The sequence below is a fragment of the Nonomuraea sp. NPDC001699 genome (assembly GCF_053596455.1).
This window is the reverse complement of record NZ_JBSFGF010000021.1, coordinates 26,054-47,149: the sequence shown is the minus strand read 5'-3', so window position 1 is coordinate 47,149 and position 21,096 is coordinate 26,054. Positions and strand designations below refer to the sequence as shown.

Annotated in this window: 16 protein-coding genes; 8 read left to right on the top strand and 8 right to left on the bottom strand. The window is 72.0% G+C overall.

What is annotated here, in order from left to right:
• Positions 1 to 34: 34 nt before the first annotated feature.
• The gene (locus ACWCSU_RS40580; RefSeq protein WP_449942036.1) at positions 35 to 760 is read left to right on the top strand and encodes a DUF981 domain-containing protein; all 726 of its coding nucleotides are present in this window, start codon (positions 35 to 37) and stop codon (positions 758 to 760) included.
• A 4-nt stretch (positions 761 to 764) separates the two neighbouring features.
• Here the strand turns inward: ACWCSU_RS40580 and ACWCSU_RS40575 are convergent, their stop codons facing one another.
• The gene (locus tag ACWCSU_RS40575; protein ID WP_449942035.1) at positions 765 to 2,516 is read right to left on the bottom strand and encodes a sigma factor-like helix-turn-helix DNA-binding protein; all 1,752 of its coding nucleotides are present in this window, start codon (positions 2,514 to 2,516) and stop codon (positions 765 to 767) included.
• A 263-nt stretch (positions 2,517 to 2,779) separates the two neighbouring features.
• Here ACWCSU_RS40575 and ACWCSU_RS40570 point away from each other — a divergent pair, with 263 nt between their 5' ends.
• Genes ACWCSU_RS40570 through ACWCSU_RS40545 form a run of 6 tightly spaced genes read left to right on the top strand, consistent with a single transcriptional unit; the run spans position 2,780 to position 7,265 of the window.
• A complete protein-coding gene (locus ACWCSU_RS40570) occupies positions 2,780 to 3,832 on the top strand; it encodes an ABC transporter ATP-binding protein (protein WP_357697464.1) in 1,053 nt (350 codons plus the stop codon).
• Positions 3,825 to 4,502, top strand: a complete 678-nt coding sequence (locus ACWCSU_RS40565; protein ID WP_357697466.1) for an ABC transporter permease — start codon at positions 3,825 to 3,827, stop codon at positions 4,500 to 4,502. The genes ACWCSU_RS40570 and ACWCSU_RS40565 overlap by 8 nt, the downstream gene beginning before the upstream one ends.
• Positions 4,499 to 5,191 (top strand): ABC transporter permease, encoded by a 693-nt coding sequence (locus tag ACWCSU_RS40560; protein WP_357697468.1) that lies wholly within the window; start codon positions 4,499 to 4,501, stop codon positions 5,189 to 5,191. The genes ACWCSU_RS40565 and ACWCSU_RS40560 overlap by 4 nt, the downstream gene beginning before the upstream one ends.
• A gap of 39 nt (positions 5,192 to 5,230) precedes the next feature.
• Positions 5,231 to 6,157, top strand: a complete 927-nt coding sequence (locus ACWCSU_RS40555; RefSeq protein WP_449942034.1) for an ABC transporter substrate-binding protein — start codon at positions 5,231 to 5,233, stop codon at positions 6,155 to 6,157.
• Positions 6,158 to 6,194: 37 nt separating this feature from the next.
• Complete coding sequence (locus ACWCSU_RS40550) at positions 6,195 to 6,674, top strand: flavin reductase family protein (RefSeq protein ID WP_357697471.1); 480 nt, start codon at positions 6,195 to 6,197, stop codon at positions 6,672 to 6,674.
• A gap of 3 nt (positions 6,675 to 6,677) precedes the next feature.
• Positions 6,678 to 7,265 (top strand): flavodoxin family protein, encoded by a 588-nt coding sequence (locus ACWCSU_RS40545; protein ID WP_357697472.1) that lies wholly within the window; start codon positions 6,678 to 6,680, stop codon positions 7,263 to 7,265.
• Here ACWCSU_RS40545 and ACWCSU_RS40540 read toward each other — a convergent pair.
• The 6 genes from ACWCSU_RS40540 to ACWCSU_RS40515 all read right to left on the bottom strand — a co-directional run bounded on the left by ACWCSU_RS40540 (position 7,213) and on the right by ACWCSU_RS40515 (position 18,800).
• On the bottom strand, positions 7,213 to 7,959 hold the full coding sequence (locus tag ACWCSU_RS40540; protein WP_449942033.1) for a TolB family protein: 747 nt from the start codon (positions 7,957 to 7,959) through the stop codon (positions 7,213 to 7,215). The two genes, ACWCSU_RS40545 and ACWCSU_RS40540, sit on opposite strands and share 53 nt — an antisense overlap.
• Positions 7,960 to 8,024: 65 nt before the next feature.
• A complete protein-coding gene (gene sppA / locus ACWCSU_RS40535; protein ID WP_449942032.1) occupies positions 8,025 to 9,722 on the bottom strand; it encodes a signal peptide peptidase SppA in 1,698 nt (565 codons plus the stop codon).
• 101 nt (positions 9,723 to 9,823) lie between these two features.
• Entirely contained in the window at positions 9,824 to 11,203 is a 1,380-nt protein-coding gene (locus ACWCSU_RS40530) for a S8 family peptidase (protein WP_449942031.1), read from the bottom strand.
• Between the two features lie 166 nt (positions 11,204 to 11,369).
• Positions 11,370 to 13,244, bottom strand: coding sequence for a S8 family peptidase (locus ACWCSU_RS40525; protein ID WP_449942030.1), 1,875 nt, complete (start codon positions 13,242 to 13,244; stop codon positions 11,370 to 11,372).
• A 97-nt stretch (positions 13,245 to 13,341) separates the two neighbouring features.
• Positions 13,342 to 15,510 carry a 1,4-alpha-glucan branching protein GlgB gene (gene glgB / locus ACWCSU_RS40520; protein ID WP_397037890.1) on the bottom strand — a complete coding sequence of 723 codons (2,169 nt, stop codon included), beginning with the start codon at positions 15,508 to 15,510 and terminating at the stop codon, positions 13,342 to 13,344.
• 170 nt (positions 15,511 to 15,680) lie between these two features.
• Complete coding sequence (locus ACWCSU_RS40515; protein WP_449942029.1) at positions 15,681 to 18,800, bottom strand: BTAD domain-containing putative transcriptional regulator; 3,120 nt, start codon at positions 18,798 to 18,800, stop codon at positions 15,681 to 15,683.
• Positions 18,801 to 18,874: 74 nt separating this feature from the next.
• Between ACWCSU_RS40515 and ACWCSU_RS40510 the strand changes: the two genes are divergently transcribed.
• On the top strand, positions 18,875 to 19,729 hold the full coding sequence (locus ACWCSU_RS40510; RefSeq protein WP_449942028.1) for an NAD(P)-dependent oxidoreductase: 855 nt from the start codon (positions 18,875 to 18,877) through the stop codon (positions 19,727 to 19,729).
• A gap of 32 nt (positions 19,730 to 19,761) precedes the next feature.
• On the opposite strand, the gene ACWCSU_RS40505 is transcribed toward ACWCSU_RS40510, so the two are convergent.
• The gene (locus tag ACWCSU_RS40505; RefSeq protein WP_449942027.1) at positions 19,762 to 21,093 is read right to left on the bottom strand and encodes a maltokinase N-terminal cap-like domain-containing protein; all 1,332 of its coding nucleotides are present in this window, start codon (positions 21,091 to 21,093) and stop codon (positions 19,762 to 19,764) included.
• Positions 21,094 to 21,096 lie beyond the last annotated feature (3 nt).

Genomic DNA, 21,096 nt, shown 5'->3' with positions numbered 1-21,096 from the left:
TTAGCAATTGGATGCTTAGGGTAATCGCGTCTGTATGAGTGGATTCTGGGGGGTCCTGGCGCAGCCGGAGCTGAAGATCGACTGGACCAGGATGCCCACGTACAACACGATCATGGCGGTCGCGGCCGGCGTCGGGTTGCTGCTCGTGGTCTCCTTCGGCCGCCGGCTGCTCAGAGGCGACCCGCTGGAGCACGTGGAGGGCTGGGCGCTGGCGTTCGGCGCGATGGGGGCCGTCCTGACGGTGACCGGGCTGCACATGACGCTCACCTGGCCGCTGGCCGGGCAGGGCTTCCCGTTCGACAACATCATCTTCGGGGAGCCCTCGCTGGCGTTCGGCGTGCTGCTGCTGGCCGCCGCGATCTACCTGTGGAAACGCTGGGCGCTGGTCGCCGTGGCGCCCGACCGGCGCAAGCTCGTGGCGCGTACGGCCGGGCCGATCTCGCTGTTCGTCTTCGCCATGGGGCTGGCCTGCTTCGGGATCGCCGCGGCGGGGTGGACGTACATGTTGTTCGCCGCGCCGCCGCAGGAGCCGATCTCGGGGGCCTTCGCCGGCATGCCGCTGCTGGAGGCAACCTTCATCTCCGGCCTGTACGTGCTGGTCGGTGTGGGGGCGGTGCTGTTCCCGTTCGCGCTGCGGGCCAGGGGTGGCCCGGTCACGACCGTGACCGGGGTGTGCTGGGGGGTCGCCGGGGTGGCGTTCCTCCTGTTCGGCGCGCTGAACTACTTCACGCACATCGGGCTGATCGTCAACACCATGTAGGCGTTCACGGGCCCAGGAACATCGGCACGGAGAAGAACACGATCATCGCGATCGCCACGCAGATCAGGAACCCGATCAACTCCCAGGCCCAGTCGTGGTGCCGTTCCCTGCGCCGCTTGAGCGCCTTCTTCCTGGCCGCGGCCTTCTTCTTGCCCGACGGCTGCTTGCGGGCGCCGGGCTTGGCGCCGCCTCTCCCCGGTGAGCGGGCCGGTCCGGCGCCGGGCTTGCGGCGGGACGGGCCCTGGAGGTCGCGGATCGGATCGGGGTGGAGTTCGCGGTCGGCTGCGAGCTCGCGGGCGAGCTCGAAGGCGAAGTCCGCGGCCCGGCTCCGCTCGCCGGGCGCCGCGCCGGGCCGGTTGACGTCGGACAGGCCGGAGCCGGACAGGGGGGATTCGGACAGGTCGGAGCCGGACAGGGCCGGGTCGGACAGGGCCGGGTCGGAGAAGGCCGGGTCGGAGGCGGCCGGGCCGGACGGGGGCTCGGGCGCGGGCATGCGGTAGACCGGCTCGGCGGTGGCCCTGGACCTCGGGGTGAACAGCGGCGCGGCCTCCTTGACCGGCTGCTCCGCCGCGAGGGGCCGCTGCGGCGCGGGCCGTTGCGGGACGGGACGTTGTGCGGTGGGGCTTTGTGCGGCGGGACGCTGCGGGGCGTGGGGCGGGTCCGTGCGCGGCGGCACGTCCCTGATGGCGGGCATCTCCAACGTCACCGGCTCGTCGTCCAGCACGTCCGCGGGCACGGGCGTGCCCAGGAAGAAGGGCCGCTCCCCGGGCGGCGGAACGACGGCCTCGGGCGCGGCGTCCGCCACGGGAGGTGCGGTGAAGTCGCCCGTACTGAAGGGCTGGAGTGAGGGCTCCGGCAGGGCCTGCGACGGTTGCGGGCGTCTGGTGAGGAACGGCCGCACGGCCGCCGCCCGCGCGGCCGGGTCCCGCAGCGGCCCCATCGAGTCCAGCGCGCCCAGCGGGTCGCGCAACTTGGGCATCGGCGCGGTCGTCGCCTCGTGCACGGACGGCCGCTCGCCGGAGGGCGGCGTGAGCAGGTCCGCCGGGAAGATCCCGGTGCTGGTCGCCGGGTCGGCCTCGGCGAGCGGCAGCGGCCACTGCGGCGGCGCGGGCCAGAGCGGCTTGACGAACAGCGGCCCCGGCTCGGCGGGAACCGACCCGGCGAAGTGCACGCGCAGGATCGCGGGCGGCTCCGGCCAGGGCAGACGTCCGAGGACGTCCCGCAGCGGCGCGACCGCGAGCGCGCCGTACACGTCGGACAGCGGCTTCGGCACCCGCCCTTCGGCCAGCGCGGCCAGGGCCATGCCCAGGACCTGGCGGAAGCGGTGGCTCGCCCCGACGACCAGCTCCTCGGCGGTGTCGGGCGCGACGTCGAGCACCCAGGCCAGCTCGGCCCTGCTCAGCTCGCACACCGCGCACAGCACGAGCACCTCGCGCTGCTGCGGGCGAAGCTCGCGCAGCACGCGCTCGACCAGCGCAGAGGCCGGGTCGACGAGCGGGTCCACGACGGGAGGGGTGTAGACGACGTCCCGCCGGTGGATCTGGCGGCGGGCGTAGGCGTACAGGGCGGCGCGGGGCGGGACGGCGTCGGGGACGCCGGCGAGCACTCCGCCGAGCACGGACGCCAGGACGTCGGACGCAGTGCCCGGATCGCCGAGCTGGTCGGCGCAGTACGCGAACAGCCCGGCGGCATGGCGGTCGTAGAGCTCTGCGATCAGTTCTGCGCGGGGGCGCTGACCGGTGAGCGGCTGGGGCACGGGGCCGATCCTCTTGCTAAATGTGCGGACGCTGAGGTGAGGGGTACGCGTCTGGAGATTGTGGAGGTAATCATGCCAACTCACCCAGGTCCGGCGCACCACTTGATCGGAAATTTCGGTAAATCTCCCTGGTCAGTGAAACGCTTAAGCCGTCCCCCGTGGGGACACGGGGGTCCGGGCCGCCGTAGTCTTGTGGGCCACCGAGATCATGCGGCGGTCGTGGCAGGGGGGCCGCGGCCCTGCCATCGAGCGAGAGGTCACGCGTGATCACATTCGACGCTGTCACCAAACGCTATCCAGACGGCACCACCGCCGTGGACGCACTCAGCCTTGAGGCGCCCACCGGCGAGATCACCGTGCTGGTGGGCCCCTCGGGCTGCGGGAAGACGACGTCCCTCCGGATGATCAATCGCATGATCGACGCCTCCGAAGGACAGATCCTCCTCGACGGGGTGCCCGTGAGCGGCATCGACCCGCCCACGCTGCGCCGCGGCATCGGGTACGTCATCCAGCAGGCGGGTCTCTTCCCGCACCGGAAGATCGTCGACAACATCGCGACGGTCCCGTACCTGCTGGGCTGGGACAGGAAGAAGGCCCGCGCGCGGGCCATGGAACTGCTCGAACGCGTCGGGCTCGACGCGGCGTTCGCCGACCGCTACCCGTTCCAGCTCTCCGGCGGGCAGCAGCAGCGCGTGGGCGTGGCCAGGGCGCTGGCCGCCGACCCGCCGGTGCTGCTCATGGACGAGCCGTTCAGCGCGGTCGACCCGATCGTCCGCACCAGCCTCCAGGACGAGCTGATCAGGCTCCAGGCGGAGCTGAACAAGACCATCGTGTTCGTCACCCACGACATCGACGAGGCGATCAAGCTCGGCGACCGCGTGGCCGTGCTGCGCGTGGGCGGACGGCTGGCCCAGCTCGCCGACCCCAAGACGCTGCTGTCGGAGCCGGCCGACGACTTCGTCCGCGAGTTCCTGGGCCACGACCGGGGCATCAGGCGGCTGCAGTTCATCTCCACGAAGGGGCTGAGGCTGCGTACCGACCTGACCGTGCGCGAGCGGGCGGCGAGCGACGAGCCGTGGCTGCTGGTCGTGAGCGACGACGACCGGCCCGTGGGCTGGTTCGCCGGTTCGCGGCCCGAGGAGCTGGAGCCGTACGGGACGTTCGTGCTCGGCCGCGACTCGATGCGGTCGGCGCTGGACGCGGCGCTGCTGTCGCCCTCCGGCTGCTCGGTCGCCGTGGACGAGGACGGCAGGGTCGTCGGCGTGGCCACCAGGGAGGCCCTGGACGAGGCGCTGGCGGAGGCCGCCGATGCGTGAAGGTCCGCCCAGCATCTGGGAGTGGATCGCGCGCAACTGGGACACCGGCCGCGCCGACAGCATCAGGAACCTGCTGACCGACCACCTGACCATGTCCCTGGTGCCGATCCTGGCCGCGCTGGTGCTCGCGTTGCCGCTCGGCCTGGCCTGCGTGCGCTGGCGCTGGCTCTACCAGCCCACCTCGGGCCTGATGAACGTCGTCTACGCGCTGCCGTCGCTGCCGGTGTTCATGCTGCTGATCTCGGTGACCGGGCTGTCCCAGACCACCGTGATCATCCCGCTGACCTTCTACGGCATGGCCGTGCTCATCCCCGCCGTGGTCGACGGGCTGAACTCGGTGCCCGACCATGTCCGACAGTCGGCCGTCGCCATGGGGTTCACGCCCATGCGCCGCCTGCTCCAAGTCGAGCTGCCCATCGCCACGCCGGTGGTGCTGGCCGGGCTGCGCGTGGTCGCGGTCTCCAGCATCAGCCTGGTCAGCGTGGGCGCGCTGATCGGCCAGGGCGGGCTCGGCGGGTTGTTCACCCGGGCCTACCAGAACCCGTTCATGCCGCCGGTGATCACCGGCATCGTGCTGATCGTCGCGCTGGCGCTGGTCGCCGACGGCCTGCTGGTCCTGGCCCAGCGACTGCTCACCCCCTGGGTACGCGCGCGGAAGGGGACGTCGTGAGCTGGTTGGGCTCGTTCTTCGGCTGGCTGGCCGACTTCTTCGGCACCGGGGCGAACTGGACCGGCCCCGACGGCATCCCGGCGCGGCTGCTGGAGCACCTGGAGTTCTCGGTCCTGGCGCTGGCGCTGGCGATGCTGATCGCGGTGCCGCTGGGCCTGGCCATCGGGCACACCGGCCGGGGCGAGGTCGTGGTCGTCATCTCGGCGAACCTGGCCAGGGCGCTGCCCACGCTCGGCCTGCTGGTGCTGTTCGTGCTGCTGCTGGGCACGTCCTCGATCTGGCCGGTGATCATCCCGTTGGTGCTGCTGTCGGTGCCGCCGATCCTGGTCAACACCTACGAGGGCATCAAGGGCGTCGATCCGGAGCTGCGCGACGCGGCGTACGGGATGGGGCTGCGCGGCGGGCAGGTGCTCGGCCGGGTGCTGGTCCCGGTGGCGCTGCCGCTGATCCTGCTCGGGCTCAGGCTGTCGGCGATCCAGGTGGTCTCCACCACGACGGTCGCCGCGTACACGGGGCTCGGCGGGCTCGGCCGATTCGTGATCGACGGTTTCGCGACGAAGGATTACGCGAGCGTCGTGGGGGGTTCAGTACTGATTGTGCTGTTCGCGCTTGTCGTGCAGATCGTGTTCGCCCTCATCCAGAGGGTGACCGTTTCGCCGGGGGTGAGCCAGAGACTGAAGGTTCGATAGTCTCCGGTATTACCTGCCGCTTTAGAAGGGAAATTCGAGATGAGACGCATGATCGGCACCGCGGCGGTGCTCGTGTCGGCGACGCTGGCGCTGGCCGCCTGCGGTGGCGGTGGGGGCGGTGGGGGCAACCCGCTCGACACCACGAGCGCGGCGCCCAGCGGGTCGGCCGCGGCGGCCGGGGGCAAGGCCGTCATCGGCTCCTTCGACTTCGACGAGAGCGTGCTGCTCGCGTCGATCTACGCCCAGGCGCTTGAGGCCAAGGGCGTGCAGGTTGAGGAGAAGCCGCGCATCGGCAGCCGCGAGGCGGTCTACGACCAGGTCAAGAACGGCGGCCTGACCATCGTTCCCGAGTACAACGGCAACCTGCTGGCCTTCATCGACCTGAAGAACACCGCCTCGACGACCGACGAGGTCAACGCGGCGCTGAAGGAGAAGCTCCCGGCCGAGCTCGAAGTGCTCGACTCCTCCCCGGCCGAGGACAAGGACAGCCTCTCGGTCACCAAGGAGACCCAGACCAAGCAGTCGCTGAACAGCATGGAGGACCTGGCCAAGGTCTCCAAGAACATGGTGGTCGGCGGCCCGCCGGAGTTCAAGAAGCGGTGGGAGGCGCGCTTCAAGGAGGTCTACGGGATCGAGTTCAAGCAGTGGGAGCCCAAGGGCCCGGCCACGGCCGACGCTCTGAAGGACGGCTCGATCCAGGTCGGCAACGTGTTCACCACGGACCCCAAGATGCTGGCCAACAACCTGGTGCCGCTCCAGGACACCAAGAACATCTTCCCCGCCCAGAACGTCACGCCCCTGCTGTTCAAGGCCGGTGCGAACGACGCGATCCGCACCACGCTCAACGGCGTCTCGGCCAAGCTGAGCACGCAGTCCCTGCTCGACATGATGCAGAAGATCTCCGTCAACAAGGACGAGCCCGCCACGGTGGCCAAGGAATGGCTGACCTCCAACGGCCTCGCCTGACGCCCGCGGCGGGGGCCTCCGGGGGGAGGTCCCCGCTGTGAGCGAGTTCACGGAGGCGATGGCGCAACTGGCCGCGGGCGTCGCGGTGATCACCGTCCAGGACGGGCGGGACGACCTGGGCGTGACCGTCTCGACGCTGATGTCCGTCTCGGCCGAGCCGCCGCTCGTGCTGGTCAGCCTGGCCTCGCGCGGCTATCTCTGCGAGGTGCTGCTCCGGCAGGACCGGTGGGCGGCCTCGCTGCTGTCCTCCGGCCAGGCCGCCGTCGCCAGCCGCTTCGCCACCGCCGGACGTCCCAGCGCCCGCCTCCTCGTGGCGGGCACCCCCCACCACCGGGGGACGCACACCGAGGCGCTGGTGGTCGAGGGCGGTGTGGCGGCCCTGGAGGCCGAGACGACCCAGGTCGTCCCGGCCGGCGACCACACGCTCTTCGTCGCCCAGGTGCTCGCCGTCCCCTATGTCACCCCCGGGCTTCAGCCACTGGTACGGCTGCGCGCCCGCTACCGGCCGATGGGATGATGCATGCGCAGTTTCCTCTTCCTCCTGGGCAGCAGCCGCCGTGACGGCAACACCGAGACCCTGGCCAGGCACGCCGCGGCCACTCTCGCGCCGGACGTCCGGCAACGCTGGCTGCGCCTGGACGACCACCCGCTCCCGCCCTTCCAGGACATCCGCCACACCGGCGACGGCGTCTACCCCGTCCCCGAGGGCGCGGAGAAGCTGCTCGCCGAGGCCACGCTCGACGCCACCGACCTGGTGATCGTCTCCCCGCTCTACTGGTACAGCGTCTCCGCCACCACCAAGCTCTACCTGGACTACTGGTCGGCCTGGATGCGCGTCCCCGGGTACGACTTCAAGGCGCGCATGGCGGGCAAGACCGTCTGGGCGGTCACCACGATCAGCGAGGAGGACGAGTCCGTGGCCGATCCGCTGGTCGGCACGCTGCGCCTGTCGGCGGAGTACTTCGGGTCGTGGGGCGGCGCGCTCGTGGGCTACGCCAACCGCCCCGGCGACATCCTGCGCGACACCGGCGCCCTGGAGCGGGCCGCGGCCTTCTTCAGCCCCGGTGCTCGAAATGCGGATACAGGTTCGTCTTCCTACCGGCCTTGACCAGCGTCTCGACGACCCGGCCCGTGAGGTCGACGACGCCCACGCCGTCCTTGACCGGGGCGAGCAGGTGCCGCTCGTCGTACCAGCCGAGCGTCGGGCCCCACACCGGGCTGAAGGCCAGCTTGATCTGGGTGACGGCCTTGCCGGTACGGGTGTCCCAGACGCAGGCGGCCTTCTCCAGCGAGGTGCAGGCGGTGACGAAGCGACGGCCCGACGGGCTGAACGCGCCGAGCCCGGAGGCGGCCGGGCGTCCCCGCACGTCCCAGGTCCGGGTGACGGCGCCGGTGAGGTCGTAGCGGCGGACCGCGGAGGAGCCGTTCTTGCCCCAGCGCACGACCACGCCCTTGCCGTCGTGCGTCCACTGGAAGCCGCCCACGGTGATGAGCGCCTTCTCGATCCGGACGAACCGGGCCTCCAGCGAGGGCACGTCGATCAGCACGATGCCCGCCGAACGCGGCTCGCCGCCCGGCTCGAACACGTTGAGCAGCAGGCGGCGGCCGTCCGGCGACCAGGTGGGCCAGAGCGTTTGCAGGTACTGGCCCTCCCGCTCGGGGTCCTCCGGCACGGGCAGCTCGACCTCGCTCTCCTTGCCCGACCGGCGGTCCAGGAAGGTCACCTTCGGCGCGCCACTCGCACCGTCTGCCTGCTTCACCTGCCAGCGCTCGTCCGGGGAGACGCTGACCGCGCCGTCCACCCGGGTCCAGGCGCGCTTGGCCGGGTTCCCAGATCCCCGTGGATCAGGGTGGATACAAGATCAAATTATCTGATGATGTACCAACCGGGCAAAGAGAGCGGGCCGGTGGCGGGCAGGCCCAGTTCGGCCGACAGGCGGGCCAGCGGGCCCCAGGCGTCCAGGCGCATCCTGGCCAGGGCGGCGGACTTGTCCTCGCTGGACTCCGGGCCCCGCAGGCGCTCCAGCGGGTTGAGCCTGGGGTAGACCCGCACGGGGGCGTCGTCGGCCAGCCCGGCGCGTTCGCGGGCCAGGCCGAGGGCGTGCTCAAGGCCGCCCAGCTCGTCCACCAGGCCGTTGGCGTGGGCGTCCGCGCCGGTCCAGACGCGGCCTCTGGCCAGCTCGTGGGCGCGTTCGCGGGTGAGGCCGCGGCTCTGGGCGACCTTGCCCACGAAGTCGTCGTAGATGCGGTCGAGCCAGGCGTTCACCCGGTCCCACTGCTCGGGGGAGAAGCCCCGGGCGGTGGAGAACATGCCGGCGTTCACCCCGTCGGCGACCAGTTCAGTATTTATCCCGATTTTTTGGAGCAAGTCAGCCATGACGGGCTTGCCGCCATAAACGCCGATCGAGCCGGTCAGGGTGCCGGGCTGGGCCACGATCACGTCGGCGCCCATGGACACGAAGTAGCCGCCCGACGCCGCCAGGTCGCCCATGGAGACGATCACCGGCTTCACCCGGCGGGTCAGCGTCACCTCGCGCCACACCGTGTCGGAGGCCACGTACGAGCCGCCGGGGCTGTCCACGCGGAAGACCACGGCCTTGACGTGCTCGTCCCGGCGGGCCGCGCGCAGCGCCGCGCTGATCGTGTCGGAGCCCATCGCGCCGCCCCCGCCGAGCGGGCTGCGTCCGCTGCGGCCGCTCCTGATCTGGCCGTGGCCGTGCACGAGCGCGATGCTGTCGGCCATTGGGTGCGGCAACTTCCGCACCGCCGCGCTCCTGGCGTACCGGGAGACGAACAGCAGGTGCGCCTCGCCGCCCGCGGCCTGCCTGACCTCGTCGTACACCTCGTCGCGGTAGGCGAGGGCGTCCACCAGGCCGGTCTCCTGCGCCTCGGACGCGGTGAAGGGGCCGCGGTCGATCAGCTCGCGCACCTTGCCGGGGTCGAGCCTGCGGCCCTCGGCGATGCCGCGGACGAGCTGCTCGGCGACCGACTCCACGATGCGGGTCATCGACTCGCGGTGGGGCTCGGTCATGTGCTCCTGGGTGAAGGTGTTGACCGCGGTCTTGTACTCGTGCCGCTGCCCCGCCTCCACCTCCACGCCCAGCTTGGTCAGCGCGCCCTTGAGGAAGCGCTGCTCCATCGCCACGCCCGTGAGCCCGACGTCGCCGCTGGGCTGGAGGTAGACCCGCTCGAACGCGGTGGCCAGGTAGTAGGGGACCGTGCCCCCGCTGAACTCCCCGAACGTCTCGGCGTAGGCCACGGTCAGCTTGCCGGAGGCGCGGAAGCGGGTGACGGCCTCGCGCAGCTCCTGCACCATGGCCAGGCCCAGGGGGTTGCCGCCGAGCTTGACCACCAGCGCCTTGACCCTGGAGTCCCGGCCGGCCCGCCGGAGCCCGGACAGCACGTCCGACAGGCGGGTCCTGCGCATGGACAACACCGCGGCGACCGGGTCGGCCGGCGGTCCCTCCGTGAGGCCCTCGGTGAGATCGAGCTCCAGGACCAGCGGGCCGGTGCGCCGCTGGCGAAGCTTGTCGACGGTTTCGAAGATCGCCCTGCCTGCGTCCATATAGCCACCCTAAGCGACACATTTCGGGTGGGGCGTGGAAGAGGGTGGTTTGCAAGGCTTCGTCGTGGAAGGGCCGGATCGGGCGTCCGGCCCTTCCGGTCTCAGGCCCTGGGCGCGCCCTGGGCCGTGGCCGCGAACACGTCGATGCGTGCCGTGCGCACCTGGGCGCCTCCCGAGGCGTAGCCGATGCTCCGGCCGGTGGACTGCAACCGCTGGAGGAGCTGCGCCACCGTGAGGTTCGGGTACGCCTGCCGCATCAGCGCGAACGCCCCCGTCACGTGCGGCGTGGACATCGACGTGCCGCTCTTGTCGGCGTAGGTGTCGTCCGGGACCGCGGACCTGATGCCCACGCCCGGCGCGAACAGGTCGAGCAGCGTGCCCCGGTTGGAGAAGCCGGCCACCGCGTCCCGGTCGTCGGTGGCGCCCACCGCGATCGCGGAGGAGATGCAGGCGGGCGCCGAGACGCCGTCGGGGAAGCCGTTGTTGCCGGCCGCGACCACGGGCGCGACCCCGAGGGAGATCAGCGCGTCGAAGTCCGGCTTGAGCCCTGCCGCGTTCGGGTCAGAGTCGCAGCTCGCCCGGTAGGGCCCGCCGCCGCCCAGGCTCAGGTTCGCCGCGGCGACGTGCTGGGCCGCGGCCACCCGCGCTACGTACTCCAGCGCCAGCTTCTGGTCGGAGGTGTAACTGAGGAAGCAGGGCGCCTGGGAGCCGATGACCGCGCACGTCATCGCGCTGTCGATGCGGCTGAACACCTGGATCGGCAGGATGCCCGCGCCGGGCGCGACGCCGTCGGAGGGGGCGCCGGTCGTCATCCGGCCGGCGGCGATGCCCGCGACGTGGGAGCCGTGCGAGCAGGCGTTGACGCCGTCCACGACGCACTGGGCGGTCTCGGCGTCGGCGGCGCCCGGGCCGGTCTGGCTCGGCTGGTTGTTCGGGCAGAGCGAGACCGATCCGTCGCTCGCGTCGGAGGAGGAGAAGCACGCCTCGTCCACGATCCGGCCGGCGAAGAACGGGTGGTCGCGGTCGATGCCCGTGTCGAGGATGGCGACCGTCGTGCCCCGGCCCGTCCAGCCGGCCGCGTTGGCCCGGTCGGAGCCGATGAGCCGGGTGCTCGTGTCCAGGACGGCCGGCCGCAGCTCGTCCTTGTAGACCGCCTGGACGCGCTCGTCGTTGCTGAGCTGGGCCAGGGTCTTCCCGTCCAGCTCGGCGACGAAGAAGTGGGGGGACTGGGCCGCCTCCAGGACCCGGCTGCCCTCGGAGGCCTGTTCGAGGTCCTTGGCCACGGCCTGCACGTTCTGACCCGGCTTGAGCTGGATGATCGAGCGCACCTTGCTCTTGGCCTGGACCTCCGCGACCAGCGCGGGGCTGATGACCGGGTCGCCGGTGTCGTGCGCGTCGGCGTGCACGGGTGGCGCCGTACAGAGCACGGCGGATGTCGCGGCCAGCGCGGCGGCGCAGGCCGACAGGGACCGTAGCCTCACTTATTCCTCCGAGGATCGTCCGATGTGAGGTGTCCATCCCCGGGTGTGACAAGTGCGATGTGCGTGACCTATGTGAAAGCAGGGAAAGCTGAGTGCCTTTTTGCCTTGCGGCGGGAAAGCGCGAGGGCCGGTCGGAGGTGACCGGCCCTCGCCCTGGTGAAGCCGCTCAGAGGGATCTGAGCACGTTCTTCGTCGCCTTCTTCAGCGCCGCCTTGGACGCCGAGCCGCTCAGCCGCACCTTCTCCGCGGCGGTCAGCACGGTGGTGCCGTTCGTGCCGTGCGCCCAGTTCAGCCAGGCCGTCAGCAGCGCGCCGTCCAGCTTGTCCCTGGTCGTCTTCGTGCCCTTCAGCACCCGGTACGCCTTGCCCAGCGACGACGCCTTGGTCAGCTCCGGGAACACCTTGCTGGCCTTGCCGATCAGCTTCAGGTAGCAGTTGAGCGTGTTGTCGGGGATCGTCCCGCTGCTGCGGTGGATCTCCACGGCCCACTTCCCGGCCGTCATCCGGGCGCCGGCCGTGCCGCGCGTGCAGACGGCGGCGGCCGAGGGGGCGGGCGTCGGCGTGACGGTCACCGTGACCGTGACCGTGGGCAGCGGGACCGGCGTGGCCGAGGACGTCGGGGCCGGCGCGGGGTCCCGCTCGTCCGTGGGGTCGGGCTCGGGCGTGGGGCCGCTGCCGTCCGTCGGGTCGGGTCCGGGGCCGGCCGTCGGCGCCTGGCTGATCGGCGGCTGGGTGGGGGTGCCGGCCAGGGCGGCGCCCACGTCCAGGCGGGGGGTGGTGACCTGCGCGCCGTTGGCCTCGTACTGGTAGGGCCGGCCCGTGGTCTTCAGCGTGTTGATCAGGTCGGCGATGGGCGTCTGCGGCGAGGCCGCCTTCATCAGCGCCAGCGCGCCGGCCACGTGCGGCGTCGCCATCGAGGTGCCGCTGTGCACGGCCATCTGGTTGTCCGGCACCGAGGACTGGATGTCCACGCCCGGGGCGAAGAAGTCGACCAGCGAGCCCCGGTTGGAGAAGTCGGCGATGGCGTCGGCACCGTCGTTCGCGCCGACCGCGACCGCCGAGGAGACGCAGGCGGGGTAGGAGGCGCCCTCGAAGAACTCGTTCCCGGCGGCGACCACGGTCGCGATGCCCTTGGCCAGCAGGGCGTCGATCTTCGGCTTGAAGACCGCGCCCTCCTCGGTGGCGTCGCAGTCGGTCTCCGAAAGCGCGCCGCCCAGGCTCAGGTTCACCGCCGCGATGGGCTGGGTCAGCGTGGTCACGTAGTCCATGGCCAGCCGCAGCGACGACTCGAAGGCCAGCAGGCACGACGACTCGCCCATGCAGATGTCCTCGTCGTTGACCCGGCTGAACACCTGCACAGCGATGATCCCGGCGCCCGGGGCCACGCCGCCGCTGCCCGCCGCGATGCCGGCGACGTGCGTGCCGTGCTCGCACAGGTTCACGCCGCCGGACAGGCACTTGGCGGTGGTGGCGTCGGCCGCGCCCTCGCCGGTCTGCTGGGGCTGCCCGTTGGGGCACAGCGACTCCACGCCGCTCTCCACCGCCGAGAAGCACGCCTCACCGGCGAGCCGGCCCGCGAAGTACGGGTGGTCGCGGTCGATCCCGGTGTCCAGGATGACGACGTTCTGGCCCGCGCCGGTGAAGTTCTTCTCGTGGGCCTTGTCCGCGCCGATCTGGGTGATGTTGGAGCCCACCTCGGCCGGCGCGTACGTCCGGTCGCGGTGGATGGAGGTCACGCGCGGGTCCTCGGCCAGCCTGGCCAGCTCCTCGGCGGTGCCCTCCACCACCATGAACGGCTGGCTCTGCGGCTGCAGCAGCACGTCGACGCTCTGGGCCGCCGCCGCGCCGGCCACCGGCTCGTGCTGCGCCGCGTCGGTCAGCTCCACGATGGCGCGGGTGGTGTCGCCGTCGAGCGCGAGGCCCTCCTCCAGCTTGCTCTGGGAGGGCGTCGGCGTCGGCGTCGGGTCGTCGGCGAACGCCGGGACCGAGGCTGATAACAGGGCCAGCACGATCGAGCTCACGATCAGGGGGCGAAATCGCACGCGTCCTCCGAAGGGGATGATCTCGGAGTTTAGGGCGATTTATCCCGCCAGCACAGGGTCCAGCCCTGTTTCTCACCGAACTTTCAGCGCACGCACCTCAAATGTTCAGCGGATCGGCCGGCGCCTCCTTGGTCAGCCACACCGCGCCCATCGGCGGCACTCGCAACGTCGTGGAGAACGGCAGCCCGTGCCACGCCTCGGCCTCGGCCTCGACCCCTCCCATGTTGCCCACGCCGCTGCCCCAGTAGTCGTAGGCGTCGGTGTTGACGACCTCCGCCCAGTGGCCGCCGTACGGGAGGCCGAGCCGGTAGCTCTCGTGCGGCCCGCCGCTGAAGTTGACCACGCAGGCCGCCGCCGACCCGTCCGCCGCGTACCGGACGAACGAGAACGTGTTTCCGGACGCGTCGTCGGCGTCGATCCAGCGGAACCCCTCCGGCCTGCCGTCCTGCTCCCACAGCGCAGGGGTCTCCTTGTAGAGCCTGTTGAGGTCGCGGACGAGCCGCTGGACGCCCTTGTGCCCGTCGAACTCCAGCACCCACCAGTCGAGCCCGCGTTCCTCCGACCACTCCGAGCCCTGGCCGAACTCGCCGCCCATGAACAGCAGCTGCTTGCCCGGATGCGCCCACATGAACGCCAGCAACGCCCTGAGCTGGGCGAAGCGCTGCCATTCGTCCCCCGGCATCTTGCCCAGCAGCGAGCCCTTGCCGTGCACGACCTCGTCGTGCGACAGCGGCAGCACGTAGTTCTCGGAATAGGCGTAGATGAGGGAGAACGTCATCTGGTGGTGGTGGTACTGGCGGAAGATCGGCTCGCGGCGCAGGTATTCGAGCGTGTCGTGCATCCAGCCCATGTTCCACTTGAACCCGAAGCCGAGCCCGCCCAGGTGCACCGGCCGCGAGACGCCGGGCCAGGCCGTCGACTCCTCGGCGACGGTCGAGATGCCCGGAGCCTCCCGGTAGCAGACCGAGTTCATCTCCTTGAGGAACTCGACCGCGTCCAGGTTCTCCCGGCCGCCGTAGACGTTGGGGGTCCACTCGCCCTCGCGGCGCGAGTAGTCGAGGTAGAGCATCGAGGCGACCGCGTCCACGCGCAGGCCGTCCACGTGGAACTCCTTCAGCCAGTAGAGCGCGTTCGCGACCAGGAAGTTCTTGACCTCCCTGCGGCCGAAGTCGAAGACGTAGGTGCCCCAGTCGGGGTGCTCGCCCCTGGCCGGGTCGGCGTGCTCGTACAGCGGGGTGCCGTCGAAGCGGGCCAGAGCCCACTCGTCCATGGGGAAGTGGGCCGGCACCCAGTCCAGCAGCACGCCGATGCCGCGCTGGTGCATGCGGTCCACGAAGTGCCGGAACTCGTCAGGGGTGCCGAACCTGGCCGTCGGCGCGTAGTAGGACGTCACCTGGTAGCCCCACGAGCCGCCGAACGGGTGCTCGGCGACCGGCAGCAGCTCCACGTGCGTGAACCCCATGTCGGCCACGTACTCGGAGAGCTGGTCGGCCAGCTCCAGGTACGACAGCCCCGGCCGCCACGACCCGAGGTGCACCTCGTAGACGCTCATCGGCCCGAGCTGCGCCGGCCGGTCGTGCCGCTCGGCCATCCAGTCGTCGTCCGCCCAGGTGTAGGAGGACTGGTCGATCACGGAGGCGGTCATCGGGGGCACCTCGGTCCGCCGGGCCATGGGGTCGGCCTTGTCGCGCCAGAGGCCGTCGGCGCCGAGGATCTGGAACTTGTACCGCTCACCGGCGTCCAGGCCGGGGACGAACAGCTCCCACACGCCCGACCGGCCGAGCGAGCGCATCGGGTAGGCGGTGCCGTCCCAATGGTTGAAGTCGCCGACGACCCTGATGCCGCGCGCGTTCGGGGCCCAGACGGCGAACGCGGTGCCGGGCACGTCCTGGTGCTCCATCACGCGGGCGCCCAGGACCTCCCACAGCCGCTCGTGCCGCCCCTCGCCGATGAGGTGCAGGTCCACCTCGCCCAGCGTGGGCCAATGCCGGTACGGGTCCCTGACCTCGTACGGCTCCCCGCCGGCGTACCGGACGCGCAGCTTGTAGTCGGGCACCTTGTCCAGCCCGCCGACCGTGGTCTCGAACACGCCGTGGGCCTGATGTCTCATGTCGTGGGCCGTGCCGTCGTCGAGCACCACCTGCACCCGCTCGGCCAGCGGGCGCAGCGCGCGGAACACCACGCCGCCCGAGACGGGATGCGCTCCGAGCACGGAGTGCGGATCGTGGTGTGCCCCGCCAGCCAGGCGGTCGAGCTCTGTCCTCATGGGCATGCTCCCAACCCTGCCTTATGATGACCGTCCATCTCAGGCACTGCCCGCTTTCACGGTGACAATCACCGAATGTGCAAAATCCCGGGATGATCGCAGAAGTAGGCGGGATCGTCATGGATGATCCTTGGCCGTGTCGTGGCTGGACACGCCCTGAAGAGCGCGGGTCACCCCCCTGCGGCGTCCTGGAGAAGATTGTCCACCGTCATGCCGGCCCCTTCGGCGAGGCCGGTCGCCAGCGCCGCCGCTCCCAGGCTCGCGATCACGAGCGCCGTGATCCGGTCCACGTCGCCCCGCTCGCCCGCCGGAAGCGGCGCGCCGACGGACGCCCTGAGCGCGGCGGCCTTGCCCAGCAGCCGGGCCGCGTCCTCGTGCCGCCCGCCGAGCGCCCGCGCCCCAGCCAGGCCCTCCAGTCCGAGGGCGGTCGCGCGCGGGTCGCCGATCTTGCGCGCGGCGGCCAGCCCGCGAAGCTGGAACTCCAGCGCGCCCGCCGCGTCGCCGCGCAGCTCGGCCACGAACCCCAGCTCCGCCAGGATCAGCGCCGCGCCCGGCTCGCCGGAGACGTCCAGCACCCAGTCCAGCCAGGTTGTCAGCAGCCGTTCGGCCTCGTCGAGGCGTCCCTGCCGGCGCGCGCCGAGCGCCAGCCCGATCTCGGCGAACTCCTCGGCCGGACGGTTCGACTGCGACACCGCCAGCCGCCTGGCCCGCTCGTGGTAGTCCTCGGCCGCCGCGTGGTCGCCGCGCAACATGGCGATCCGGCCCAGACGGGACAGCGCGTCGGAGACCGAGCTCCACAGGCCCAGCTCCTCGGCCATGCGCAGGCCCTCCGCGCGCAGCCCGGCGGCGCGGTCGTAGTCGCCGATGATCTCGGCGTGGCTGCCCAGGCACTCCGCCGCCCGCAGCTCGCCCCAGCGGTCACCGGCCCGCCTGAACAGCGCGAGGCCGCGCTCGCCGGCGTGCCGCATGCCCTCCAGGTCGCCGCGCATCCCCGCCCACCTGGCGCTGACGGTCAGGGCGGCGGCCATGCCCCACTCGTCGTCCAGCTCGCCGAACTCCGACAACGCCGTCTCGACCATTCCTGCGCTGACCGAGAGGTCGTCGTACCCGAACAGGGCGAACCCGACGAACCACCGCGCCCTGGCCCGCTCCCGGGCGTCCTCGATCGCCGGGAACAGCTCCGCCACGTCCGGGCCCGGCGGCTGTCCCACCAGCAGCCGCATGCCCGCCAGCCACGCCCTGGCCCGCGGGGCGCCCGGATCGTCGTCCGCCTCATCGTCCGGCGGGATCGCGAGCGCCGCCTCCAGTGCCCGCTTGCCCTCGCCCAGCCGGCCGCTCAGCACCCAGTACCAGGCCAGGGCGTTCACCAGCCGCAGCGCCTCGGCCGCCGCGCCGAGCCGCACCGCCGTCTCCAGCGCCGCGCGCAGGTTGCCGCTCTCCGCGTCGAGCCGGGCAAGCGCGCGCCGCTGCCCGTGCCCCCGCAGGTACGGCTCCGCGCGCTCGGCCAGGCCCGTGTAGTGGCGCACGTGCCGGAGCCGGACGTCCGCCGGCTCGCCCGCCGCGTCCAGCCGCTCCACGCAGTACGCCGCCACCGACTCCAGCAGCCGGAACCGGGGTTCCCCGTCGCCCCACGCCCGCACCACCAGCGACCGGTCCACCAGCCTGGCCACCGCGTCCAGGACGTCGACCCCCGGCTCGGCGCAGACCTCCTCGGCCGCCTCCAGCGTGCACCCGTCGGCGTGCACGGCCAGCCGCCGCAGCACGACGCGCTCGTCCTCGCGCAGCAGCTCCCAGCTCCAGTCGATCATCGCGCGCAGGGTCTGCTGCCGCGCGGGCGCGCCGCGCCGGCCGGAGGCGAGGAGCCTGAACCGGTCGTCCAGCCGTTCGGCGAGCTGGCGCGGGGTGAGCGTGCGCATCCGGGTCGCGGCCAGCTCCAGGGCCAGCGGGATGCCGTCCAGCCGGGCGCAGATCTCGGCGACGTCGGCGTCCGGCTCGATGCCCGCGCGGGCGGCGAACAGCTCCGCCGCCGCCTCCCGTCCCAATGGCGGGACGCTCCACAGGGCCTCGCCCTCGATGCGCAGCGACTCCTGGCTGGTGGCCAGGATCCGCAGGCCGGGGGCGGCCCGCAGCAGCCGTCCGGCCAGCGCGGCGACCTGCTCGACGACGTGCTCGCAGTTGTCCAGGACGAGCAGCGTCTCCATGCCCTCCAGGACGCCGGCCAGCCGGGCGGTCAGGTCCTCGGCGGCGCCGGCCACGTCGTCCCGCAGGCCGAGCACCCCCGCGACCGCCTCGGCCACCTCGACCGCCGGCGCCCCGGCGCGCAGCCCGGCCAGCTCCACCAGCCACACGCCGCCGCCGAAGCCCGCCGGGCCGGGGGAGTCCGCCGCGGCGAGCGCGAGGCGGGTCTTGCCGACCCCGCCGGGGCCCGTGAGCGTGACCAGCCGGTTGCCCCGCAGCAGGGCGCGCACCTCGGCCACCGCCTCCTCCCGCCCCACGAGGCCGGTGAGCGGCGCGGGCAGGTTCGTCCGCCGCCGTCCAGGCCCGTCGAGCGCCGGGTCCTGCTCAAGGATCGCCTGGTGCAGCGCCACCAGCTCGGGACCGGGATCGAGCCCCAGCTCGTCGGCCAGCCGCGTCCGCAGGTCGGCGTAGCCGGCCAGCGCCTCGCTCTGCCGCCCCGCCCGGTACAGGGCCCGTACGTGCGCGGCCCGCAGCCGCTCGCGGAGCGGGTGCTCGGTCACCAGGTCGGTCAGCTCGGCCGCCAGCAGCGCGTGCTCGCCCAGCCCGAGCCGCGCCTCGGCCAGCTCCTCCACGGCCACCAGCCGCTGCTCGTCGAGCCTGGCCACGGCCGTCCTGGCGAACTCCTCGTCGGCGAACTCCGCGAACGCGGCCCCCCGCCACAGGTCGAGGGCCTGCCGCAGCAGCCCGGCGCGGGTCCGGGGGTCGGCGCTGCGTTGCGCCTGCCCGACGAGGGCCGCGAACCGCCCGGCGTCCACGGCCTCGGGCTCCACCCGCAGCAGGTAACCCGGCGCCCGGTAGGCCACCAGCTCCCGGTCGCCCAGCGCCCGGCGGAGCTGGGACACCTTCACCCGGAGCGCGGCCAGGGCGTTCGCCGGCGGCCTGCCGCTCCACAGGTCCTCGATCAGCCGGTCGGCGGAGACCGGCCGTCCGGCGTGGATCAGCAGGTCGGCCAGCAGCGCCCGGACCTTGACCTCCAGCACCTGGACCGGCTCGCCCCCGGGCCCCCACACGGCGAGCGCCCCCAGCACCCCGAACCGCACTCCGCCCCCCATAAGCAACTCCGAATCAGACCATAACCCCCCGCAGGCAGGGTGAACGCATCAGTCAAACACTAAGGAATCACGAAATGTCACAAGAAATTTCGGTCATTGGGCTCGGCCTCATGGGCGCGGCGCTCGCCGGCAGCCTCCTGGACGCCGGGCACCGCGTCACCGTGTGGAACCGTTCGGCGGACAAGGCCGACCCCCTGGTCGCCAGGGGCGCCACCCGCGCCGCGACGGTGGCGGAGGCGGTCGCGGCGAGTCCGCTGGTGATCGTCTGCGTGCTCGACTACCCGGCCGTGTACGAGCTGCTGGCCGACGCCCCGCTGGAGGGCCGCGTGGTGGCGAACCTGACCACCGGCCGGCCCGTCGAGGCCCGCCAGGCGGCCGAATGGGTGGCCGCGCGCGGCGGCGAGTACGTGGACGGCGGCATCATGGCCGTGCCCCAGATGATCGGCCGGCCCGGCGCGCTCGTGCTCTACAGCGGTTCGCAGGCGGCGTACGACCACTACGAGGAGGCGTTCCGCGCCATGGCCGAGCCCCGCTACGTGGGCACGGACCCCGGCATGGCCCCGCTCCTCGACCTGGCCATGCTGACCGGCATGTACGGCCAGATCGCCGGCGCCCTGGAGGCGATGGCGCTCGTCGACGCCGCCGGTTATCCGTTGACCGACTTCACCAGCACCCTCCTGGTCCCGTGGCTCAACGCGATGGCCTCCCTCCAGCCGGAGTGGGCCAGGTCCGTCGAGTCCCGCGACTACACGACCCTGATGTCGAACCTGGAGATCAACAGGTCCGGCATGGAGAACCTGGTGCGCGCCTTCAGGGAACAGCAGGTCAAGCCCGACCTCCTGCTGCCGATGAAGACCATCATCGACCAGCGGGTCGCCCGCGGACACGGCGCCGAAGGACTGCCCGGCCTGGTCGAAGAGCTGCGCTGAGCCCGAGTCCGGCATCGGACCGGCCGGCAGGGTCAGGAGGGGCGGGGCTGGAAGGCGGCCAGGGGGATGGAGACCCAGGACGGGCGGTTGCGGGCCTCGTAGACCACTTCGTACACCGCCTTCGACAGCTCGAACGCCCGCAGCAGCGCCGCGTCGCCCACCGTGATCACGCCGCCTCCCTCCCGGTACCCCTCCAGGAAGGCGGTGCGGTTGCGGTCGGCCCAGGCCTCGGCCCGGGGCAGGAGCTCGGCGGCCTGCGAGTGGCCGGCCAGCAGGTGCCTGGCCGCGTAGTCGAACGAGCGCAACATCCCCGCCACGTCCCGCAGCGGCGACGACAGCGCCCGGCGCTCGGCCAGCGGCTGCCCCGGCTCGCCCTCGAAGTCGAGCACCACCCAGTCGGTGGGCGTGCGCATCACCTGGCCGAGGTGGTAATCCCCGTGAACACGCTGCACGGGCACTTCCCTGGTGAGCAGTTCCACCTGGTGATAGGCGTCCTCCAGGGCCGGCATGTGCGGCCGCAGTTCGGGCACCTCGGCCACGGCCCGGCCGAGCTGCCGCCGGAACCCCTCGGCCATGCGTTTGACCTCGTGGATCTCGACCAGCCCGGTGGGGAAGGCGGCGGCCAGCTCGTGGTGGACGCGGGCGGTGGCCACGCCGAGCCGTACGGACTCGGCGGCGAAGTCGCCGCCCGCCTCGGCGGCGGTGACCTCCGGCAGCGACGCGTACAGGTCGCGGACGCTGGTCAGCGCGAGGTCCCAGCCGTCGTTGGCGTTGGACAGGTACTCCTGCATGAAGGCGAGCGTGGTGTCCGTGCCGTCCAGGTCGGCCTCGATCCACCCGTACGGCTGGGCGATGTTCGGCGCGTGCCGGGCGGCCAGGGCGCTGATGATCTCCAGTTCGGGATTGACGCCGGGGATCAGCCGCCGGAACAGCTTGCAGATGTAGGAGTCGCCGTACACGAGCGAGGTGTTGGACTGCTCGGCCCCCAGCACCAGGCTGCGCTGGCCGGTGTCGATGGTGACGCCGGGCGCGTGCCGCATGCGCAGCCCGCTGCGGGTCTCGTCGCCCGCCATGCCCTCCAGCAGCCAGCTCATGCTGTCCGCGTCATGGACGGCGTCGTAGAAGAAGGTCTCGCCGAGACTGCCGATGAGGGCGTGGTTGAGCCGGTCGGGCAGCTCGTGCCGCTCGCCCATGAAGATCTGGTACCGGTCGCGCGAGCCTTCCTGCCAGACGGCCACGATCAGGTGCCGGAGTCCTGGCGTCAGCTCGACGTCCGATTCGATCGACAAACGGTCGATCGGGCGCCCCTTGCCGCCGAACCATCGTTGGCGGCCGATCCATGCGGCAAGGAGCTCGTCTATCACGCC

Coding starts and splice junctions, on each gene's coding strand:
- ACWCSU_RS40580 (WP_449942036.1), top strand. CDS start 35: ATGAGTGGATTCTGGGGGGTCCTGGCGCAGCCGGAGCTGAAGATCGAC.
- ACWCSU_RS40565 (WP_357697466.1), top strand. CDS start 3,825: ATGCGTGAAGGTCCGCCCAGCATCTGGGAGTGGATCGCGCGCAACTGG.
- ACWCSU_RS40555 (WP_449942034.1), top strand. CDS start 5,231: ATGAGACGCATGATCGGCACCGCGGCGGTGCTCGTGTCGGCGACGCTG.
- ACWCSU_RS40545 (WP_357697472.1), top strand. CDS start 6,678: ATGCGCAGTTTCCTCTTCCTCCTGGGCAGCAGCCGCCGTGACGGCAAC.
- sppA (WP_449942032.1), bottom strand. CDS start 9,722: ATGGACGCAGGCAGGGCGATCTTCGAAACCGTCGACAAGCTTCGCCAG.
- glgB (WP_397037890.1), bottom strand. CDS start 15,510: ATGAGGACAGAGCTCGACCGCCTGGCTGGCGGGGCACACCACGATCCG.
- ACWCSU_RS40515 (WP_449942029.1), bottom strand. CDS start 18,800: ATGGGGGGCGGAGTGCGGTTCGGGGTGCTGGGGGCGCTCGCCGTGTGG.
- ACWCSU_RS40510 (WP_449942028.1), top strand. CDS start 18,875: ATGTCACAAGAAATTTCGGTCATTGGGCTCGGCCTCATGGGCGCGGCG.